Genomic DNA, 17,381 nt, shown 5'->3' with positions numbered 1-17,381 from the left:
CGGATCAGCTCTTTTCATTATCGGCGGCCCTGGCCTGCGCTCTAGATTGCCCAGGCACGGCCCGCCAGTGTCTCGGTGGGCAGAACAAGAACAACGCAGTTGCCTGAGGACCCCTCATGAGCCAATTCCAGTTCCATTTCCCCACCATTGCCAAATGCGGCGCGGGCCTGGCCGACCAGGCCGGTGCGCTGCTTGAGCCACACGTTGATGGCCCCCTGCTGGTGGTCACCGACCAAGGCCTGATCGACGCCGGCATCCTTGCCGGCTTCTTCACCTCGCTAGAGCAGGCGGGCATCGACTATCAGCTGTTCTCGGCCGTTGAAGCCAACCCCAGCACCGACGTACTGGATGCCGCCGTGGCGCTGCTGAAACAGCGCGGCTGCACCGCCGTGATCGGCGTAGGCGGCGGCAGCAGTATCGACACCGCCAAGGGCGTGGCTGCGATGGCCACCAACCCCGGCAACATCCTCGACTACGAGGGCTACGACAAACTGACCCAGCCGCCGCTGCCGATCTTCGCCATCCCGACTACGTCCGGTACCGGTAGCGAATGCACGGCGTCGACCGTGTTCACCAACAAGCGCACGCTGTTCAAGACAGTCATCGTCAGCCCACGGCTGTTCCCGCGCCTGGCCATCCTCGACCCGGCACTGACCCTGAAACTGCCAGCGGCCATCACCGCCGCCACCGGCATGGATGCGCTGACCCATGCCATCGAGTCGTACGTGTCGCGCCAGGCCAACCCGATCAGCCAGGCCATGGCCCTGCAAGCCATTCGCATGATCGCCGGCAGCCTGGAAAAGACTTACTTCGTGGGCACCGACATGGCCGCCCGCGAGCAAATGCTGCTGGGCTCGTTCCTGGCCGGGGTGGCGTTCTCGCAATCCAAACTGGGCAACGTACACGCCATTTCGCACACCTTCGGCGGGGTGTTCAACATCCCCCATGGCATCGCCAACGCCGCCCTGTTGCCGTACGTGATCAGGTTCAACCTGCCGGCCTGCCCGGAGCGTTTCCGCGACATCGCCATCGCCCTGGGCGCCGATGTTGCCGGGCTCAGCCTGGAGCAGGCCGCAGCGCGCACCGTGGACGCTGTGGTGGCGCTGAACCAGGCCATCGGCATCCCCGCGACTATCCGTGAACTGGGCGTGGACCTGGAGTACCTGCCGCAGATGGTCAGCGACTCGATGCGCAGCGGCAATGTACTGGTCAACCCACGCCTGACCACGGCGCGCGATGTCGAGTGCCTGATCACCGACGCCTACCACGGCAACCTCTGAACCTGTAGCGGAACCACGACCATGTTTTATGAAATGCGTACCTACACCCTGCACATCGGCAAGATGAAGCAATACCTGGAGCACTTCGAAAAGGAAGGCTTGCCGGTGATCTCGCGCTACGCCAAGCTGGTGGGCTGGTGGTACACCGAGATTGGCGAATTGAACCAGGTGGTGCACATCTGGGCCTACGAGAGCCTTGACCAGCGCATCGAGCGCCGCGCCGCCCTGTACCGCGATGCAGACTGGCTGGAGCGCTTCATCCCTGTGGCATTCCCGATGCTGGTGCGGATGGAATCGAAGCTGTTGATGCCCGCTGCGTTTTCGCCGATTCAGTAACCCTGCAATTGCATTGCATCAAGGAGCAACCCTATGGATCTAGGCATTACCGGCCGTTGGGCCATCGTCTGCGCGGCCAGCCAGGGCCTGGGCAAAGGCTGCGCCGAAGCGCTGGGCAAAGAAGGCGTGAACCTGGTCATCAATGCCCGCACCCAGGCCACCCTGGAGCAGACCGCCGCCGAGTTGCGCGCAGCCTGCCCAGGTATCGAAGTGCGCACCGTGGCCGGTGATGTCGCCGACGCCGAGGTGCGCCAGGCACTGCTGGCGGCCTGCCCGCAGGTGGATATCCTGGTCAACAATGCCGGGGGCCCGTCACCGGGAGACTTCCGTGACTGGGGGCGTGAAGACTGGCTGAAGGCGCTGGACGCCAACATGCTCACCCCCATCGAGCTGATCAAGGCGGTGGTCGATGGCATGGCCGCGCGTGGTTTCGGGCGAGTGGTGAACATTACCTCCGGTGCGGTGAAGGCGCCGATCGACATTTTGGGTTTGTCCAACGGTGCACGCAGTGGCCTGACTGGCTTTATCGCCGGCCTGGCCCGGCAGCAGCGCCTGGCGGGCAGCAATGTGACGCTGAACAACTTGCTGCCCGGGGCGTTCGACACCGCGCGCCTGCAAAAGACGTTGAAGGCGGCGGGTGGTGATGTGGAGGCCACTGCCCAGGCGCGGCGCAAGGCCATCCCGGCGGCACGCTTTGGCGAAGCAGGGGAGTTCGGGGCGTATTGCGCGTTCCTGTGCAGTGCCCATGCCGGGTACATCACCGGGCAGAATTTGCTGATCGATGGTGGGGCGTATCCGGGTACCTTCTAACGGCCCGAACGCTACCCCCTTGTAGGAGCAGCCTTGTGCTGCGAAGAGGCCGGTATGACTTGCAGAAATCTGTAAGGCATACCGGCCTCTTCGCAGCACAAGGCTGCTCCTACAGGTCAGTGCTCAATGCCACTGATAGTCAGTAAATCGCCACCGGGTTGATGTTCACCTGGGTCGAACCCTTGTACAGCGGCTGCCCCAGCACGAACAGGAACTCGAACGCCTTGTCCTTCACCAGCGCACGGGTGTCGATCAGCTCCAGGTTGTAGATGCCGCGCTTGGCCAGCATGAACTGGTTGACCGGGAACTCTTCACCGGTCGGGTTCGGGTACACCTCGGATGCCCAGGTGTCACCACCAAAGGCAACGATACCCTGGTCCGCCAACCACTCGGCCGCCGGCAGGTCGATGCCCGGTTCGGTGGCGAGGAACTGCTGGTTGTCCTTGCCGATCAGCTCCAGCCAACCGGTGTTGAACAGCACCACATCACCCTTGCGCAGGGTAATGCCCTGCTGCTTCAGTACGGCCTTGATGTCCGCGACGCTGAAGGCCGTGCCGCCCGGGACGATAGTCTTGCCATAGTAGGCGGTCATGTCCAATACCACACCACGGGTGACCATTGGCGGGACTTTCTCCACGCCCAGCTTGGTCACGCCTTCGACGGTGACGAAGTCGGCAGCCTTGTTGCCGTTGTAGTAGACGTTGTCGATGCCGATGTGACCGATGCCGTTGAGCTGGGTGCCGACGCCGGTCCAGCCGTTGACCAGTTCATCGTTGAAGCTGAACTTGTTGCGGCCCAGGGTCTGGCCGGCCTGCTCGCCGGGCTGGATGTTGTACAAGTGGAAGCTGCGGTGGCGGAAGGCCGGCAGGTCTTTGCTCACCGGCACTGCCAGCGGGTAGGTCTTGCCGGTCTTGACCAGGCCGACGGCCTGCTTGACCACGTCCGGGGTGAGCAGGTTGGCGGCGCCGATTTCATCCTGCTTGCCGTAGGGCGAGGTCTGCCAGTCGGCGGCCAGGGTGGCCTGGGCAGTGGCTGCCAGGGCGGCGGCGAGCAGCAGGGGTTTGAAGCGTTTCATCGTGTACTCCTGAAAGTGTCGCGTTGTCAGGAGCGAATTTTGCGCAGGGCCGCCTGCGGGAAAAAGCGGCCCGGGGGACAATGACTTTTGCCTGCCGGTCAACAACCGCCGTCGTGCAGCGCCAGGCTCTGGCGCAGCTGTTCGAGCATGGCCACGCGCAGCGCCTGCGGGGCCTGCACGCGGATAGAACCGGCCTGGGACAGCAGCCAGCCCATCAGCGCCCGGTTGTCGTCGACGGTGGCCTCCAGCGTGGCGCCGCCGGCCGGGTGTGCTGTCAGTTGCATGTCCGTGGCCAGCGGCTGCACTTGCAGGCGCCGGGCCAGCCCGTCATCGACCCAGGCGCGCAGTTCAACCTGTTCCGGGGGCGTGAGCACGTCAGGTTGCAGTTGCTGTGCTTCGCCCAGGCTCAGGCCTGGTTGCCAGTACCAGCCATAGGGCATGCCTTTGCTGTTGCACTGCAGCGGGAACAGCGCCGCAAGCTCGACCAGGTCGCGTTCAACGGTGCGTTTGCTGGTGGAATGGCCCACGGTTGTCAGGGCGGCCTGCAACTGGGTGGAGCTCATTCCTGGGTGGCGGCCGGGCAGCAGCTTGAGCAACTGCCACTGGCGGGCGATGGTGTGGCGGGTAGGGTTGCTGGGCAAAGGGCTCGTCCTTGAAGGCAGGTACAAAGCCTGCCAGGGTGGTGGCGTTTAGCTATTGGCCAGCATACCTTGTCACCGAATGGGATCCAAGTTTTCGCGGATGCCCTTCAGGCTGGGCGTGTCACCTTGCAACTGCTGTTGCCAGTCGGTGTGGTGGTGCGGAGTGAGGGCTTTCAGGTGCATGGCTTGGGATTCATGTTGATGCACAGATCGAGCGCCGCCCGCGCGGCGCTTCGCAGCACAAGGCTGCTCCTACATCTGTTTCGGGCCAGTTATTCCTGTGCCAGAGGCGCGCGCCCCCTGGGTGCATGGCTGGAGAACGATGAAAAGCAACGGCGCTCCCTTCAATATTGAATGGAACAAACAAGGTGGACAGCGGTGACCTCACAGGCGTGACTGGCCCGAAACAGATGTAGGAGCAGCCTTGTGCTGCGAAGCGCCGCGCGGGCGGCGCTCGATCTCACAGGCGCTGAACATGTTGTGGCAAGCCCCTCTCAGCCGAGATGCTTTATCAGGGCAGGCAAAAAAGCGGGGCCGCACAGCAGCCCCTATTCACTCAACCCAAGGTCTTCGCCAGAGCTTCCAGGCCACCCTCATAGATGCCCTTGAACAGCGCCTGGACCTCGGCATCGCTGACCCCAACCGGGGTGAACTCACCGAACCATTCCACCAGGCTGCCCTGGCCGTCGGCCTTGACCCGCAGGGTCGACAGGTAACCCGTCACCGGGAACGGGCTGATCAGAATCGCGTAGCTGTAGCTGCGCTGCTTCTCATCAAACGCCACCAGGCGTTCGACGATGCTGTTGCCGTCCGGGTCTTTCAGCGAGCGCACGCGGCCGCCTTCGCTGGAAATGCTCTCGGGGATGAATGGCAGCCAGTCGGGCAGGCTGTCGAAGCCGCCGATCAGCGCCCATACGTGTTCAGGGCTGTGGTTGGTTTGCAGGGAAGCGTAGGCAGTTGCCATGAGGTAATTCTCCAGTTGAATTCAGATAGCCAGGCTGTCGACCACACCGCCGTCGACCCGCAGGGCCGCGCCGGTGGTGGCGGAGGAGTAAGGGGAGGCGAGGTACACCGCCAGGTGCGCGACTTCGTCGACATCGGCGGCGCGCTGGATGATCGAACTCGGCCGCGCGGTACGCACGAAGTTGTCGGCTTCTTCACGAATGCTGCGCCCGGACGCCTGGGCCGCATCGGCCACCAGGGCGGCCACGCCGTCGGTCAGGGTCGGGCCAGGCAGCACCGCGTTCACCGTGACCCCGGTGCCGGCCAGGCGCTTGGCCAGGCCATGCGACACGGCCAGGTTGGCGGCCTTGGTGACGCCGTAGTTGATCATGTCGGCAGGGATGGCAATGCCCGATTCCGAAGAAATGAACAGGATCCGCCCCCAGCCTTTGTCGACCATGCCGGGGGCATAGTGGCGGGCCAGGCGCACGCCGCTCAGCACGTTGGTGTCGTAGAAGCGCGTCCACTCGCTGTCGGCCACATCGAAGAAGTCGACGTCATCGTAGATGCCCAGGTTGTTGACCAGGATGTCGGCCCGTGGGTGGGCGGCGAACAGAGTTTCGGCACCGGCGGCGGTGCCCAGGTCGGCAACCACGCCGTGGATCTGCCCACGGCCGCCTTGCTCGCGCAGTTCGGCCAAGGCGGTATCCAGCGACTTCTGGCTGCGGCCGGCAATGACCACGTCGGCGTTGGCGCGGGCCAGGCCGCGGGCGATGGCCAGACCAATACCGCCGGTCGAGCCGCTAATGATGGCGGTGCGTCCGCCGAGGTCGATGTTCATGGAATGGGTCCTGTGGGTGAGTTGCATCGATGGGAGCCATCCTAGTGAAGCGCTTTAAGACTGTAAAAGACGTACTTCGACTGAGTTCAGACCTGCGTGGACTTATCAAGCCCTTCTTCTGCCAATGCCAGCACCCGCTCGCGGAAGATGCCTACGATTGGCCGCAGGTCCACCTGGTGCCAGGTCGCCCACAACTGCACGCTGGGCTGGAACCAGTCCAGCTGGCGCAGCACAACGGTCGGCCCGGCGCTGGCCGATAGGCTGCTTTGCACCATGGCCAGGCCCAGGCCGGCGGACACCAGGCCAAGCACACTCAGCGGGTCGGTGGCCTCCAGCGACAAGCGCGGGGTAAAGCCTGCATCGCCGCAGCGGGCAATGAAGTCGTCGCGCTTGTTCACCTGGTCGGGCTGGCCACCGGTGATGATCCATTCCTGCTCATGCAGGTCGGCGGGGGTCAGTTCGGCCTTGCTGGCCAGTGGGTGCGCGGCCGGGATGGCCAGCAGCATCGGGTCGTGCAGCACCGGCTGGCCGCGCAGGTCGGGGTCGTTCTTTGGCGGCGGTTCGCACACCAGGGCAATGTCCAGGCTGCGTTGGCGCAGGCCTTCGAACTGCTCGTTGGGGGTCATGTTGTACAGCGCAATGTGAATGTTCGGCCGCTCGCCACGAATGGCCCGCACCGCGCCAGGCAGCACGCCGGCATGGATGGCGTGGTTGACGTAACCGATGCACAGCCCGCCTTCCTCGCCACGGCCCAGCCGCTTGCCCAGTGATTCCAGGCGCTCGGCATGCTTGAGCAGGCCCCGCGCCTCGGCCAGGAAGGTGCGCCCGTCTCTGGTCAGGTACAGGCGCTGGTTGCGCCGTTCGAACAGGGCCAGGCCAAGGTTGTCCTCCAGCTGGGCGATCTGCCGGCTGAGGGGAGATTGGGAAATATGCAGCTGCTCGGCGGCCCGGCCGACGTTCTCGCATTCGGCGACGGCCACGAAGTAGCGCAACTGACGTAGATCTTGCATGAGACCTCCAGGGACTTAACTGTGACGAATTATGACTTGGACGGTCTCGTATTGGCCAGCCTAGGATGTGCTCACGTCGTCGGTTGATGACCTTACACACCTTTACTGGAGACATTCCATGAGCTTGAAAGACCTGATCGCCAACCCCCTGGGCTTTGGTACCGCGCCACTGGGCAACATGTTCCGCAACGTGCCGGACGCCGAAGTGCAAGGCTCGGTGGACGCTGCCTGGAACAACGGCGTGCGCTACTTCGACACTGCGCCGTTCTACGGTGCCGGCCTGTCGGAAATCCGCCTGGGCAAGGCCCTGGCCCAGCACCCTCGCAGTGAATACGTACTGAGCAGCAAGGTGGGCCGCGTCATACTCGACGAACTGGAAGACCCGGCGGCCCGCGAGCTGGGTGAGAAGAGCGGCTTGTTCGAGCACGGCAACCGTAACCGCATCGTCAACGACTACAGCGCCGATGCCACCCTGCGCTCGATCGAAGACACCCTCAAGCGCATGGGCACTGACTACCTGGACATTGTCTGGATCCACGACATCGCCCAGGACTTCTACGGCGATGAATGGCTGAGCCAGTTCGAGATTGCCCGCACCGGTGCCTTCCGTGTGCTGACCCGCCTGCGTGAAGAAGGCGTGATCAAGGCCTGGGGCCTGGGGGTGAACCGCGTCGAACCGATCGAACTGACCCTGGACCTGGAACAGGCACGCCCGGACGGCTTCCTGCTGGCGGGGCGCTACAGCCTGCTGGACCACGAGCGTGCGCTGCAGCGGGTAATGCCGGGTGCGCTGGCGCAAGGGCTCGGCATTGTTGTCGGCGGCCCGTACAACTCGGGTGTGATTGCCGGTGGTGACCACTACGAGTACCAGAAGGCCAGCCCTGAGATCCGTGCCCGTGTACAGCGCCTGAATGAAGTGGCGGCGCGTCATGGTGTGGATATCAAGGCGGCGGCGCTGCAGTTTTCGCTGGCGCATCCGGCGGTGGCGGCAGTGATCCCTGGGGCGACCCGGCCGCTGCATGCCGACCAGGACCTGGCGGCGTTCAATGCGGTGATTCCGGCGGCGTTCTGGGCCGAGCTGCGGGAGCTGGGGATGATTGCACAGCATGCGCCGGTGCCTGCGGTTTAACAGTGTGTAAGGGGAGGGCTTTGCCCTCCTTCGCGGGTGAAGCCGCTCCTACAACGACCGCGTGCCTTGTAGGAGCGGGTTCACCCGCGAATACGGCCGCCCAGGCAACAAAAAAGCGTGGTCCATGCGCAACAGCCTGGCCACTACCTTTGTCTTCAAGTCAAAACTGATTATCCCTGCCTTATCTTTTTCCCACCCCCACATTCCCCGAGAATTCACCCATCCCAACCTTCCACAGGTGATTCTCAAATGCCTCTAGCCCTGTTAGCCCTGACCCTGGCGGCCTTCGCCATCGGCACCACGGAGTTTGTGATCGTCGGCCTTATCCCGACCATCGCCAACGACCTGGCCGTCACTCTGCCTTCGGCCGGCCTGCTGGTCAGCCTCTATGCCCTCAGCGTCGCCATCGGCGCGCCGCTGCTCACCGCCATGACCGGCCGCGTACCGCGCAAGCTGTTGCTGGTCGGCCTGATGGCCCTGTTTACCGCCGGTAACCTGGTGGCCTGGCAGGCACCCAGTTATGAATCGCTGATCATGGCGCGCATCCTCACCGGCCTGGCCCACGGCGTGTTCTTCTCGGTCGGTTCGATCATCGCCACCAGCCTGGTGCCGAAAGAAAAAGCCGCCAGCGCCATCGCCACCATGTTCAGCGGCATGACCGTGGCCTTCGTCACCGGCATCCCGCTGGGCACCTTCATCGGCCAGCACTTCGGCTGGCGCGTGACCTTCCTGGTGGTGGCGGCCTTTGGCCTGGTGGCGCTGCTCGGCGCACTGCTGTTCGTGCCTAAAGGCGTCCAGCACAGCCAGCCGGCACCGCTGTTGCGCCAGCTGCGGGTCATGCTGCAACCGCGCCTGCTGCTGGTGTATGCCATGACCGCAGTGGGTTACGGCGGCTCGCTGATCGCCTTCACCTTCCTTGCGCCGATCCTGCAGGACATCGCCGGCTTCGGTGCCAACAGCGTCGCTCTGGTGCTGCTCGCCTACGGCGTCTCGGTTGCCCTGGGCAACATCTGGGGTGGCCGCCTGGCCGACCGCAAAGGCCCGGTCAAGGCACTGTCGATCATCTTCCTGCTGCTGGCCGTGGTGCTGCTGGCGCTGACCTTCACCGCGCCGCACCCGGTGCTGGTAGTGGTGACCGTATTGGCCTGGGGCGCAGTGGCCTTCGGTAACGTGCCGGGCCTCCAGGTGTACGTGGTACAGCAAGCGGAAAAAGTTGCCCCGGATGCTGTCGACGTGGCCGCCGGCTTCAACATTGCGGCCTTCAACCTCGGTGTGGCCGGTGGCTCCTGGGGTGGTGCCCAGGTGGTACAGCAGCTCGGCCTTGGCCACACGCCCTGGATCGCCGCGCTGGTCACCCTCGGCGCCCTGGCCCTGACCCTTTACAGCGGCCGCCTCGACCGCCGCGTACCGGCCCAGCCACAACCTGTCGTCAGCAGTGCCTGACCCCTGATTCGACTTACGGAGATATACGCCATGACTCATGATCCGCTGTTCCAACCGCTGCAACTCGGTGCCCTGAACCTGCCCAACCGCGTGCTGATGCCGCCGATGACCCGCTCACGCGCCGCCCAGCCTGGCGACGTACCGACTGCGTTGATGGCCGAGTACTACGCGCAGCGCGCCAGTGCCGGGCTGATCGTCAGCGAAGGCACCTGGATCGCGCCGCTGGGCAAGGGCTACGCGCGCACCCCGGGCATTCACACCCAGGCGCAAGTCGATGGCTGGCGTCTGGTCACCGATGCGGTGCATGCCGCCGGCGGGCGCATCTTCGCCCAGCTCTGGCATGTCGGCCGCCTCAGCCACAGCAGCCTGCTCGGCGGCCAGGCGCCGGTATCGTCTTCGGCTATGCAGGCCGAAGGGGTGAATGTGTTCATCGACAATGCCGACGGCACCCCGGGTTTTGTCCAGGCCTCCAAGCCGCGTGCATTGAGCGAAGCGGAAATCGCCGAAATCATCGAGCAATACCGCCAGGCCGCACGCAATGCCATGGCGGCCGGTTTTGACGGTGTCGAACTGCACGCAGCCAACGGCTACCTGGTCAACCAGTTCCTCGACTCTGGTGCCAACAACCGCACCGACCGCTACGGTGGCGCGCTGCAGAACCGCCTGCGTTTCCTCGACGAAGTGACCCGTGCGCTGGTCGATGGCACCGGTGATGCCCAGAGCGTAGGTGTACGCCTGGCACCGTTGACCACGCTCAATGGCTGTGTCGATGACGACCCCGTCACCACCTACACCGCAGCCGCCAAACGCCTGGGCGAAATCGGCATTGGCTACCTGCACATTGCCGAAGCCGACTGGGACGATGCGCCGGACATGCCGAGGGACTTCAAGCAACAGCTGCGGGCGGTGTTCCCAGGGGTGATGGTGTATGCCGGCAAGTACACCGGCGAACGTGCGCGGCAGGCGCTGGAGGAGGGCTGGGCAGACCTGATCGGCTTTGGCCGGCCATTCGTGGCCAACCCGGACTTGCCAGCGCGGTTGAAGCTGCATGCACCGCTGGCCGACCACGAACGGGCCACGCTGTTTGGCGGCGATGCCCATGGCCTGACCGATTACCCGGCCATGGCAACTGCCTGATACCGGAAATTGCGCGGTCCCCTGTAGGAGCGGCCTTGTGTCGCGATAGGGCTGCGCAGCGGCCCCTCGATTGCAGCTTCGCCACTGACCATGCCGGGGCCGCTTTGCGGCCCTATCGCGACACAAGGCCGCTCCTACAATGACCGCACAAAGCTTTCAAGCGACGCTCGCCTGCAACACCGCAATGACTGATAGCTTGTTTGTGTCCTGCAATTGGACCAAAATATGGTCCTTATTTGAGGGCGAAAACATGCAACGCATCTTCGCTGCCGTGGCCGTAAGCGTGTCGGAACTGAAAAAGAACCCATCCGCCGTAATGACCGGTGCTGCGGGCATGCCTGTCGCCGTGCTCAACCACAACCGTGTGATGGGGTACATGGTGCCCGCCGAGCTGTACGAGGCCATGATGGAGCGCCTGGAAGATCTCGAACTGAGCGAACTGGCCAAGTCCAGGCTGGGGGAAAAAGGCGTACCGGTGTCTCTGGATGACCTATAAGCTCGAGTTCCTGCCTTCGGCGCTGAAGGAGTGGGGCAAGCTAGGTCACACCGTGCGCGAACAGATCAAGAAAAAACTTGCGGAGCGTCTGCAATCTCCCAAGGTGCAGGCCGATGCGCTGCGTGACCTGCCGAACCACTACAAGATCAAGCTCAAGGCTTCTGGGTATCGCCTGGTCTATCGCGTCGAGGACGAGCGCATCGTTGTAGTGGTCGTATCAGTTGGAAAGCGCGAGCGTAGCGAGGTTTATCGATCTGCTCGGAAGCGCTAAACGCTATCATCCAAACGCCGCACGCTTCCCTGATTTCCACTGGTTTCTTGATCTTCGTGCCATAACTGCTGTGCAACCTTAGCCACCTCCTTGAATGGTCGACTTGCAGTTGGATTAACTTTTATTTCGAATGTTTATGCCTTGCTCAGTAATTGGTTGAAATGTAATGGGGGTATAGTTGAAATTTTGCGTTTGATAAATGTTCTTTCGTAAGATTTTTACCTTTGTGTATCGATTGTCTTGTTGTGGTTTTGGGACCGTGCTTACGGTTCCGATGTAGGCTTTTACGGGTTTCTGGGTTTTGTTCGAGAAGTGTTCGGCGAACGATAGGTGTTCACTCAGTCCGGCTTCTCCAGAGTGGCAAGCGATAATATGTATCTTCCTGTATCTATCAAAGTTGATCTGCTTGGCGGACAGGTGGTCGTAGAGAGTATTCACGTCCATTCCGGCTACCATTGAGTTTTCGCCGTGGGCATAAATATTGAGAACTTTCTTTTGCCAGAACCGTTTTTTGGACGTAAACACCCCCAAATTGTTCTCCCTCAGCAGTACCTTGCCCCGCACATGCCCTGTGGGGTCAGATGCATTTACAGGATCCCCCGAGAGGTACGCATAGCTATTGACACCGCCAGCACCAAACGGGCTCACTGAGTCAGGAGATGTAAACCTCATGAGCAATGGGCTAAAACTGCGATAGCCATTACCTAGCAAGTAACATATGGTAATGGGGTCACAGTGTTCCCCTTTGAATCCCGCAAGCATGCCTCCAGCTGATGGGCAGTAGCCCCATGGGCTGAATGCTATTGGTGTCTTGCGCGCTACGATCAACAGCGACAGTGTCGTGCCCTTTACGTCGCGCGCTAGTAGTTCTGTATGTTCGTTGCCCGATTTTTTATAAATAGACAGTGCATGGTTGTTGGACCTTATAATCGAGATTGAACTGTGTTCTTCTAATGCAGTGGCCAGTTCGTCATTATTGTATAAGTACCGCATTCAAAGCCCCTCCACTCACCGGTTGTTCAGCTAGGTATGGAGTGGTTTATCGGATTCAAGCTGTGAACGCTACTGTCAAAAATACCAGGAGGCATTGCGCAATTCCGCTAATCAAGGCTCTGCTGCAACGCCTCGATAAACACCTCTTCCGCCCGACTGAAGCGCTGCTCCCTGTTCCACAACAGGTGAATATCCACATCGGCAATCCCTTCCTGCGGCGGCAACTTCCACAGCAACCCTGCTGCAACATCCGGCGCCACCACATGCTCGGGCAGGCAGCCAATGCCAAACCCGGCAATCACCAGCCGGCGTACTTCCTCAAGGCTTGGCGATGACGCCACGATCCGCCCGGCAAATCCTTGTTGGTCACGGAAAATGGTCAGTGGCGACAGCATGCCGCCAATCTGGTCGCTGGTGAAACTGACGAAATTCTCCCGCTGCAAGTCGCCCTCGGCCTGGCCGAACAGGGCATGGTGCTTGCCACAGAAAAACGCATAGCGCTGGCGCAGGAATAGCCGTTGCTCCAGCCGTGGCTGTGCCCGCCGGTTGAGGCTGAGGCCGGCCGTGGCGGTTTTCTCTTGCAGGGCGGCGACGATGTCGGAGCTGCGCATCACGTCGATTTCCAGCTCGACACGCGGGTGCTGGCGGTGGAAGTCGGCGAGGAAGTCGTCGAAGCGTTCGCTGACGATGCGGCTGATCATCAGCAGGCGCACCTTGCCCACCAGTTCGTCCGCCGGTTGCTCCAGCAAGCCGCCAATCTGCGACATCTGCCCGTACATCTCGCCGGCGAGCTGGAACAGCTGCTCGCCCATTTCCGTCAGCACGAAGCGCGGCCCGCGGCGGGCGATGAGCTGGCGGCCGAGCTGTTCTTCCAGGCGCTTGAGTGCCTGGCTTACTGCCGGCTGGGTGAGGTGCAGGCGGGCGGCGGCGCGGCTGATGGACAGCTCCTGGCCAATGACCCGGAAGGTGCGCAGCAGGTTCCAGTCGAGGCGGTCGTTAAGCAGGCGGTCGGACATGGCTGGGCTCGATGATAAGCGTGGCTAATAGTTCGAATAATAAATAGAAAATTGACTAATCATAGGGCTGGGCCGATAAATCGCATCCATGAGGCCTGAAGAGTAGGTGTTGGCTTCTTCGCGGGTAAACCCGCTCCTACAGGGATCGCACAACCTCTGTGGGGGCGGGTTCACCCGCGAAGAAGCCAGCACCGAACCAACAGGCCGAGCGCCAACAGAGCGCCACCGTGACCCCGTCAACTCCTGCCAGAACAACAAGCAATGGAGCCCCCATGAAGCCTACCGCTCCCCCCCAGCCGCGCCGTGCCGCCGCCGCCGCGTTCATCGGCACCATGATCGAATGGTACGACTTCTACATCTACGCCACCGCTGCCGCCCTGGTGTTCGGCGCGCTGTTCTTCCCCTCCGACGACAGCCTGTTCAGCACCATGGCCGCCTTTGGCACCTTCGCCGTGGGCTTCTTCGCCCGGCCATTGGGTGGCATCGTCTTCGGCCATGTGGGTGACCGTATCGGCCGCAAGAAGTCGCTGGTCATCACCCTGCTGATGATGGGCATCGTTACCGTATGCATCGGCCTGTTGCCGACCTACGCACAGATCGGCGCCACCGCGCCGGTGCTGCTGATTTTGCTGCGCATCGTCCAGGGCATCGCGGTGGGCGGCGAGTGGGGCGGGGCGGTGCTGATGGCTGGCGAGCATGCGCCCAAGGGCCGGCGCAACTTCTTCGCCTCGTTCGCCCAGCTGGGCAGCCCGGCGGGCCTGATCCTGTCGCTGCTGGCCTTCGGTGCGGTCACCCGCCTGCCAGAAGAGGACCTGATGAGCTGGGGCTGGCGTGTGCCGTTCCTGGCCAGCGCCTTGCTGCTGCTGGTAGGCCTGGCAATTCGCCTGGGGGTGAATGAGTCACCCGAATTCATCGCCAGCCGCGAGCAGGCGGAAAAGGCCCGGCGCAAGGAGCAGGCACCGGTGTTCGAAGTGCTGCGCACCGCCTGGCGCCCGCTGCTGCTGTGCATCGGCGCCAACACCCTGGGCATTGCCGGGGTCTACTTCACCAATACCTTCATGATCAGCTACACCACCCAGCAGCTGCATCTGGAGCGCTCGCTGATCCTGGAGTGCCTGTTCTTCGTGGCGATGATCCAGTTCTGCGTGCAGCCGCTGGCCGCCTGGTTGTCGGAAAAGATCGGCGCCACCCGCTTCCTGGCCTTGGTCGCACTGCTGGCGATGGCCTCGCCTTACCCGATGTTCGTGCTGGTCAGCTCGGGCCAGGGCCCATTGATTGTGCTCGGCATCGCCCTGGCGGCAGCCTGCATGGCCTCGTTCTACGCGGTGATCGCCGGCTACGTCAGCGGCATGTTCGAAACCCGCGTGCGCTACACCGCCATTTCCCTGGCCTACCAGATTTGCGGCGCCATCGCCGGCGGCCTGACCCCGCTGATCGGCACCTGGCTGGCCCACGCCTTCACCGGGCAATGGTGGCCTATGGCAGTGTTCTACACCCTGATCGCCACCATCTCGCTGCTCTGCGTGCTTGCCCTGGCGCGCCAGTACGCCCGTAGCCAGCAGCTTGAGCTGGCCTGATCGAACCGATTTATTCTGGAGTACCCGCACATGTTGAAAAGCAATGGCGAACGCCTGTGGGCGAGCCTGACGGCCATGGCCGAAATTGGCGCCACCGCCCGCGGCGGCAGCTGCCGCCTGGCCCTCAGCGACGAGGACAAGGCCGGCCGTGAACTGTTCAGCCACTGGTGCCGCGAAGCCGGCCTGACGCTGACCGTGGATGCCATCGGCAACCTGTTCGCCCGGCGCCCTGGCAGTGACCCGGGTGCCGCCCCGGTAATGATCGGTAGCCACCTCGATACCCAGCCTGAAGGCGGCCGTTTCGATGGCGTCTACGGCGTGCTGGCTGGGCTTGAAGTGGTGCGCCGCCTCAACGAGCTGAACATCCAGACCCGCAAGCCGCTGGAAATAGCTGTGTGGACCAACGAGGAGGGCGCGCGCTTCACCCCGGCCATGTTCGGCTCGGCAGTGTTCACCGGCAGCCTTGCGCTGGCCGAGGCGCTAGCCATCCGCGACGCCGATGGCATCAGCGTTGCCGATGAGCTGCAACGTACCGGTTACGCCGGCCAGCGCCCATTGGGTGGTCAGGTGGATGCCTACTTCGAAGCACATATCGAACAAGGCCCGATCCTTGAAGACAACGCCAAGGCCATCGGCGTGGTCAGTGGCGGCCAGGCCATCCGCTGGCTGGATGTGACGGTCGAAGGCATGGCGGCGCACGCGGGCACCACGCCGATGCCGCTGCGCAAGGATGCCCTGTATGGCGCGGCGCGGATGATCCAGGCGGTCGAGCAACTGGCGGCGGATTTCGCCCCCGAAGGGCTGACCACCGTAGGCGAGCTGTCCATCGCCAAGTCATCGCGCAACACCATCCCGGGCCAGCTGCAATTCACCGTCGACCTGCGCCACCACCGTGACGAAGCCATCGAGGCGATGGAGCGTGACCTGACCCTGAAGCTGCAAGCCATCGCCAGCCAGCGCGGCCTGCAGGTACGCATCGAACGCCACTGGGTCAGCCCGGCCACCCCGTTCGACGCCGACTGCGTGGCCGCCGTGCAGCAAGCGGTGGATGCTCTTGGTTATGCCCAGCAAAGTATCGTCAGCGGCGCCGGCCATGACGCTATCCTCTTGGCCCGCTACTGTCCGACCGCGATGGTGTTCATCCCCTGCGTTGGCGGCCTGAGCCACAACGAAGCCGAAGACGTACTGCCCGAGGATGCCCGCCAAGGCGTCGATGTGCTGCTGAATGCCGTGCTGGCCCGCGCCGGCCGGGTCGACCAAGGAGAAGCCTGATGCGTTGCTACTTCCACCCCGAACAACTGCTGCACCACCCACGCAGCTACTACTCGCGCGGCGCCATGCGCACCCCGCAGGAAGTCCCCGAACGCGCCCAGCGCCTGTTGCAGGCGGCCAAGGACCTTGGCTTTGACATCCGCCAGCCAGGCGACGCCGGCCTGGAACCGCTCAAGGCGGTGCATGGCGAAGCTTACCTGGCGTTTCTCGAAGAAGCCCATGCGCGCTGGAAGGAAGTGCCCGAGGATTGGGGCGATGAGGTCATGTCGAACATCTTCGTGCGCGAGCCCAACGCCCTGCGCGGCATTCTCGCCCAAGCTGGGCGTTACCTGGCCGACGGCAGCTGCCCGGTAGGTGAGCGCACCTGGCACTCGGCCTATTGGTCGGCGCAGAGCGCGGTGGCCGGGGCCAAGGCCATTCTCGATGGCGAGCCGGCGGCCTATGCCCTGTGCCGGCCACCGGGGCATCATGCGCGGTTCGATGCGGCAGGTGGGTTCTGCTACATCAACAACGCCGCCGTGGCCGCCCAGGCCCTGCGCAGCCGCTACAGCCGCGTGGCTATCCTCGATACCGACATGCACCACGGGCAGGGGATTCAGGAGATCTTTTACGATCGCCGGGATGTGCTGTATGTGTCGGTGCATGGCGACCCGACCAACTTCTACCCAGGTGTCGCCGGGTTCGAGGATGAGCGTGGCAGGGGTGAGGGGGAGGGGTACAACCTCAACCTGCCGATGGCGCATGGGGCTAGCGAAGCGGACTTCATGGGGCAACTGGACATTGCGCTGGCTGCGGTGAAGGACTTTGGGGCAGAGGTGCTGGTGTTGTCGTTGGGGTTCGATATCTACGAACTGGACCCGCAGAGCAAGGTAGCGGTCACCACTGAGGGATTTGCCGCGTTGGGTGAGCGGATTCGGGCGTTGCGTTTGCCCTGCCTGATTGTGCAGGAGGGGGGGTATCACCTGGAAAGCCTGGAGGCGAATGCGCAGGCGTTTTTTGCTGACAAGGCTGACTGGCGGTGAGTGCATGGCGCCTGCAGCGGTAGTGCGGTTACCGGCCTCTTCGCGGGCAAGCCCGCTCCTACAGCGACCGCGCCGGATTCAAACCTGCGG

18 protein-coding genes are annotated in these 17,381 nt (G+C 63.1%); 11 read left to right on the top strand and 7 right to left on the bottom strand.

Annotation, left to right across the window (positions count from 1 at the left end; genetic code table 11):
* The first annotated feature begins 116 nt into the window (after positions 1-116).
* The 3 genes from ACIP1G_RS04075 to ACIP1G_RS04065 are packed head-to-tail and all read left to right on the top strand — an operon-like array spanning position 117 to position 2,426.
* Complete coding sequence (locus ACIP1G_RS04075) at positions 117-1,280, top strand: iron-containing alcohol dehydrogenase (protein ID WP_400734037.1); 1,164 nt, start codon at positions 117-119, stop codon at positions 1,278-1,280.
* 21 nt (positions 1,281-1,301) lie between these two features.
* Positions 1,302-1,616, top strand: coding sequence for an NIPSNAP family protein (locus ACIP1G_RS04070; protein ID WP_400734035.1), 315 nt, complete (start codon positions 1,302-1,304; stop codon positions 1,614-1,616).
* 33 nt (positions 1,617-1,649) lie between these two features.
* Positions 1,650-2,426 (top strand): SDR family oxidoreductase, encoded by a 777-nt coding sequence (locus ACIP1G_RS04065; RefSeq protein WP_400734033.1) that lies wholly within the window; start codon positions 1,650-1,652, stop codon positions 2,424-2,426.
* A 139-nt stretch (positions 2,427-2,565) separates the two neighbouring features.
* Here the strand turns inward: ACIP1G_RS04065 and ACIP1G_RS04060 are convergent, their stop codons facing one another.
* From ACIP1G_RS04060 to ACIP1G_RS04040, 5 genes are all read right to left on the bottom strand, one after another.
* Positions 2,566-3,501: a cyclase family protein gene (locus tag ACIP1G_RS04060; protein WP_400734031.1), complete on the bottom strand. Its 936-nt coding sequence runs from the start codon at positions 3,499-3,501 to the stop codon at positions 2,566-2,568.
* 98 nt (positions 3,502-3,599) lie between these two features.
* Positions 3,600-4,142: a WYL domain-containing protein gene (locus ACIP1G_RS04055; protein ID WP_400734028.1), complete on the bottom strand. Its 543-nt coding sequence runs from the start codon at positions 4,140-4,142 to the stop codon at positions 3,600-3,602.
* A gap of 556 nt (positions 4,143-4,698) precedes the next feature.
* Positions 4,699-5,106, bottom strand: a complete 408-nt coding sequence (locus tag ACIP1G_RS04050) for an SRPBCC family protein (RefSeq protein ID WP_400734025.1) — start codon at positions 5,104-5,106, stop codon at positions 4,699-4,701.
* A gap of 21 nt (positions 5,107-5,127) precedes the next feature.
* Positions 5,128-5,925: an SDR family NAD(P)-dependent oxidoreductase gene (locus ACIP1G_RS04045; protein ID WP_400734022.1), complete on the bottom strand. Its 798-nt coding sequence runs from the start codon at positions 5,923-5,925 to the stop codon at positions 5,128-5,130.
* 86 nt (positions 5,926-6,011) lie between these two features.
* The gene (locus tag ACIP1G_RS04040) at positions 6,012-6,935 is read right to left on the bottom strand and encodes a LysR family transcriptional regulator (protein ID WP_400734019.1); all 924 of its coding nucleotides are present in this window, start codon (positions 6,933-6,935) and stop codon (positions 6,012-6,014) included.
* A 118-nt stretch (positions 6,936-7,053) separates the two neighbouring features.
* Here ACIP1G_RS04040 and ACIP1G_RS04035 point away from each other — a divergent pair, with 118 nt between their 5' ends.
* From ACIP1G_RS04035 to ACIP1G_RS04015, 5 genes are all read left to right on the top strand, one after another.
* Positions 7,054-8,064 carry an aldo/keto reductase gene (locus ACIP1G_RS04035; RefSeq protein WP_400734016.1) on the top strand — a complete coding sequence of 337 codons (1,011 nt, stop codon included), beginning with the start codon at positions 7,054-7,056 and terminating at the stop codon, positions 8,062-8,064.
* Positions 8,065-8,313: 249 nt separating this feature from the next.
* A complete protein-coding gene (locus ACIP1G_RS04030; RefSeq protein ID WP_400734013.1) occupies positions 8,314-9,507 on the top strand; it encodes an MFS transporter in 1,194 nt (397 codons plus the stop codon).
* A gap of 30 nt (positions 9,508-9,537) precedes the next feature.
* A complete protein-coding gene (locus tag ACIP1G_RS04025) occupies positions 9,538-10,644 on the top strand; it encodes an alkene reductase (RefSeq protein WP_400734010.1) in 1,107 nt (368 codons plus the stop codon).
* 250 nt (positions 10,645-10,894) lie between these two features.
* Entirely contained in the window at positions 10,895-11,140 is a 246-nt protein-coding gene (locus tag ACIP1G_RS04020; protein ID WP_400734007.1) for a type II toxin-antitoxin system Phd/YefM family antitoxin, read from the top strand.
* Entirely contained in the window at positions 11,130-11,411 is a 282-nt protein-coding gene (locus tag ACIP1G_RS04015; protein ID WP_400734004.1) for a type II toxin-antitoxin system RelE/ParE family toxin, read from the top strand. The genes ACIP1G_RS04020 and ACIP1G_RS04015 overlap by 11 nt, the downstream gene beginning before the upstream one ends.
* 114 nt (positions 11,412-11,525) lie before the next feature.
* Here the strand turns inward: ACIP1G_RS04015 and ACIP1G_RS04010 are convergent, their stop codons facing one another.
* Both ACIP1G_RS04010 and ACIP1G_RS04005 read right to left on the bottom strand, forming a co-directional pair.
* Entirely contained in the window at positions 11,526-12,404 is an 879-nt protein-coding gene (locus ACIP1G_RS04010) for an RHS repeat-associated core domain-containing protein (RefSeq protein WP_400734001.1), read from the bottom strand.
* A 107-nt stretch (positions 12,405-12,511) separates the two neighbouring features.
* Positions 12,512-13,420, bottom strand: coding sequence for a LysR family transcriptional regulator (locus ACIP1G_RS04005; RefSeq protein WP_400733998.1), 909 nt, complete (start codon positions 13,418-13,420; stop codon positions 12,512-12,514).
* 272 nt (positions 13,421-13,692) lie between these two features.
* On the opposite strand from ACIP1G_RS04005, the gene ACIP1G_RS04000 reads away from it, so the two are divergent.
* From ACIP1G_RS04000 to ACIP1G_RS03990, 3 genes are read left to right on the top strand one after another with little or no spacing between them, the layout of a single operon-like run.
* Positions 13,693-14,997 carry an MFS transporter gene (locus ACIP1G_RS04000; RefSeq protein WP_400733995.1) on the top strand — a complete coding sequence of 435 codons (1,305 nt, stop codon included), beginning with the start codon at positions 13,693-13,695 and terminating at the stop codon, positions 14,995-14,997.
* Positions 14,998-15,027: 30 nt separating this feature from the next.
* Positions 15,028-16,269 carry a Zn-dependent hydrolase gene (locus ACIP1G_RS03995; RefSeq protein WP_400733994.1) on the top strand — a complete coding sequence of 414 codons (1,242 nt, stop codon included), beginning with the start codon at positions 15,028-15,030 and terminating at the stop codon, positions 16,267-16,269.
* Complete coding sequence (locus ACIP1G_RS03990) at positions 16,269-17,291, top strand: histone deacetylase family protein (RefSeq protein ID WP_400733991.1); 1,023 nt, start codon at positions 16,269-16,271, stop codon at positions 17,289-17,291. The genes ACIP1G_RS03995 and ACIP1G_RS03990 overlap by 1 nt, the downstream gene beginning before the upstream one ends.
* Positions 17,292-17,381 lie beyond the last annotated feature (90 nt).

The organism is Pseudomonas sp. NPDC089392, assembly GCF_044749595.1.
GTDB lineage: Bacteria > Pseudomonadota > Gammaproteobacteria > Pseudomonadales > Pseudomonadaceae > Aquipseudomonas.
This window is presented reverse-complemented; position numbering and strand designations above follow the sequence as displayed.

What these genes read in the sequence shown, in the direction of transcription:
- ACIP1G_RS04075 (WP_400734037.1), top strand. Translation starts at nt 117, where the DNA reads ATGAGCCAATTCCAGTTCCATTTCCCCACCATTGCCAAATGCGGCGCG.
- ACIP1G_RS04070 (WP_400734035.1), top strand. Translation starts at nt 1,302, where the DNA reads ATGTTTTATGAAATGCGTACCTACACCCTGCACATCGGCAAGATGAAG.
- ACIP1G_RS04065 (WP_400734033.1), top strand. Translation starts at nt 1,650, where the DNA reads ATGGATCTAGGCATTACCGGCCGTTGGGCCATCGTCTGCGCGGCCAGC.
- ACIP1G_RS04060 (WP_400734031.1), bottom strand. Translation starts at nt 3,501, where the DNA reads ATGAAACGCTTCAAACCCCTGCTGCTCGCCGCCGCCCTGGCAGCCACT.
- ACIP1G_RS04050 (WP_400734025.1), bottom strand. Translation starts at nt 5,106, where the DNA reads ATGGCAACTGCCTACGCTTCCCTGCAAACCAACCACAGCCCTGAACAC.
- ACIP1G_RS04045 (WP_400734022.1), bottom strand. Translation starts at nt 5,925, where the DNA reads ATGAACATCGACCTCGGCGGACGCACCGCCATCATTAGCGGCTCGACC.
- ACIP1G_RS04040 (WP_400734019.1), bottom strand. Translation starts at nt 6,935, where the DNA reads ATGCAAGATCTACGTCAGTTGCGCTACTTCGTGGCCGTCGCCGAATGC.
- ACIP1G_RS04035 (WP_400734016.1), top strand. Translation starts at nt 7,054, where the DNA reads ATGAGCTTGAAAGACCTGATCGCCAACCCCCTGGGCTTTGGTACCGCG.
- ACIP1G_RS04030 (WP_400734013.1), top strand. Translation starts at nt 8,314, where the DNA reads ATGCCTCTAGCCCTGTTAGCCCTGACCCTGGCGGCCTTCGCCATCGGC.
- ACIP1G_RS04025 (WP_400734010.1), top strand. Translation starts at nt 9,538, where the DNA reads ATGACTCATGATCCGCTGTTCCAACCGCTGCAACTCGGTGCCCTGAAC.
- ACIP1G_RS04020 (WP_400734007.1), top strand. Translation starts at nt 10,895, where the DNA reads ATGCAACGCATCTTCGCTGCCGTGGCCGTAAGCGTGTCGGAACTGAAA.
- ACIP1G_RS04015 (WP_400734004.1), top strand. Translation starts at nt 11,130, where the DNA reads ATGACCTATAAGCTCGAGTTCCTGCCTTCGGCGCTGAAGGAGTGGGGC.
- ACIP1G_RS04010 (WP_400734001.1), bottom strand. Translation starts at nt 12,404, where the DNA reads ATGCGGTACTTATACAATAATGACGAACTGGCCACTGCATTAGAAGAA.
- ACIP1G_RS04005 (WP_400733998.1), bottom strand. Translation starts at nt 13,420, where the DNA reads ATGTCCGACCGCCTGCTTAACGACCGCCTCGACTGGAACCTGCTGCGC.
- ACIP1G_RS04000 (WP_400733995.1), top strand. Translation starts at nt 13,693, where the DNA reads ATGAAGCCTACCGCTCCCCCCCAGCCGCGCCGTGCCGCCGCCGCCGCG.
- ACIP1G_RS03995 (WP_400733994.1), top strand. Translation starts at nt 15,028, where the DNA reads ATGTTGAAAAGCAATGGCGAACGCCTGTGGGCGAGCCTGACGGCCATG.
- ACIP1G_RS03990 (WP_400733991.1), top strand. Translation starts at nt 16,269, where the DNA reads ATGCGTTGCTACTTCCACCCCGAACAACTGCTGCACCACCCACGCAGC.